The organism is Nocardioides daeguensis (genome assembly GCF_019192965.1).
Taxonomy (GTDB): domain Bacteria; phylum Actinomycetota; class Actinomycetes; order Propionibacteriales; family Nocardioidaceae; genus Nocardioides; species Nocardioides daeguensis.
In genome coordinates this window covers 1-1500 of sequence record NZ_JAHTKU010000037.1, presented here as the reverse complement: position 1 = coordinate 1500, position 1500 = coordinate 1, and the positions used below count along the sequence as shown (strand labels likewise).

Genomic DNA, 1500 nt, shown 5'->3' with positions numbered 1-1500 from the left:
GAGCTTGTCAAGATTCCTGTGTAAGCGATCGGTCCCTCGTGGTTGGTTTCTTGCTTACAGGTAGGGGTTGATGCGGTCGGGATAGGCGATCGCGAGCTGGCCCAGGGCCTGCTTCCAGTTCGTCACGACCTGGCCCTCGACCAGCCGGCCCGCCGCCTTGCGCTCGGTCGCGGGCTTGCCGCGTTCCTCGGCTCGTTCGCGGGCCCTCTTGTCCTCGATGTTGCAGATCGCCAGCCACAGCAGCTTCACCACGGCCTCGTCGTTGGGGAAGTGCCCGCGGTTCTTGGTGACCTTCCGCAGCTGGTAGTTCAACGACTCGATGCTGTTGGTCGTGTAGATCACCCGACGCAGCTCGGGCGGGAATGCCAGGAACGGGATGAACCGCTCCCACGCGTTCTCCCAGGTCGCCACGGCGTGGGTGTACTTCTTGCCCCACACAGAGTCCTGGAACGCCGCGAACGCGTCCCTGGCCGACTTGTCCGACGAGGCGGTGTAGATCGGCTTCAACGCGGCCGCGACGGCCTTGCGGTCCTTGTAGTTCACGAACCGCATCGACGCGCGGATCAGGTGCACCACGCAGGTCTGCACGGTCGCCTGCGCCCAGGTCGCCTCGATCGCTTCGGGCAGGCCGGTGAGGCCGTCGCAGCACACGATGAGCACGTCGCGGACGCCGCGGTTGGCGAGCTCGGCACACACCCCGGCCCAGAACTTCGCGCCCTCGGACGTCTGGATCCAGATCCCCAGAACCCGCTTCACGCCGTCCATGTCGACCCCGACCGCGATGTGGGCCGCCTTGTTGATCACGTGCGCGCCGTCGCGGACCTTGACGACAATCGCGTCGAGGTAGACCACCGGGTAGAACGCATCGAGCGGCCGGGCCTGCCACTCGAGGATCTCCTCAGCGATCGCGTCGGTGATGTTGCTGATCGTCTCGTGGGACAGCTCGGTCCCGATCGTCGAGGCGAGGTGGTGGGCGATGTCCCGCACGGTCATCCCGCCCGCGTAGAGGCTGATGATCATCTCGTCGAGCCCCGACAGCCGCCGCGAGCCCTTCGGGACCAGGACCGGGGTGAACGTGCCGTCGCGGTCGCGCGGGATCGACAGCTCGACCTCACCGGTCGTCGTGGCGACCTTCTTCGGGCTCGTGCCGTTGCGCGAGTTCGCTACCGCGGACGCCTCGGGAGCGCCCTTCTCGTAGCCCAGATGGGAGGTGAGCTCGGCTCGTAGGCCCCGCTCGAGGGTGGCCTTGATCAGGCCCGGGATGAACCCGCCATCGCCGGTCAGCTCGATCTCACCAGCATCGATCTTGGCGAACAACTCGTCCATCGCACCCGATGCAGCGAACGCTGCAGCGGCCTTCGCGCCCGGCATGTCCGCGCGGTCAGCACGCCGAGCAGCAGCGGCCTTCTTGTAGTCCGGTCGCCCGGTCCCTTCGGTCACAGCAGTCATCATCGTTCCTTTGCTGAGACCGACCCCTTACACAGACCATCTGACACCCCC

Annotated in this window: 1 protein-coding gene; it reads right to left on the bottom strand. The window is 66.5% G+C overall.

Annotated features, from left to right (window positions below):
* Window positions 1–54: 54 nt before the first annotated feature.
* Window positions 55–1371: an IS256 family transposase gene (locus tag KU893_RS22375; RefSeq protein ID WP_218237020.1), complete on the bottom strand. Its 1317-nt coding sequence runs from the start codon at window positions 1369–1371 to the stop codon at window positions 55–57.
* Between the last annotated feature and the right edge of the window lie 129 nt (window positions 1372–1500).

Bases quoted from the DNA above. Each gene is read 5' to 3' on its own strand.
- KU893_RS22375 (WP_218237020.1), bottom strand. From the start codon at position 1,371: ATGCCGGGCGCGAAGGCCGCTGCAGCGTTCGCTGCATCGGGTGCGATG.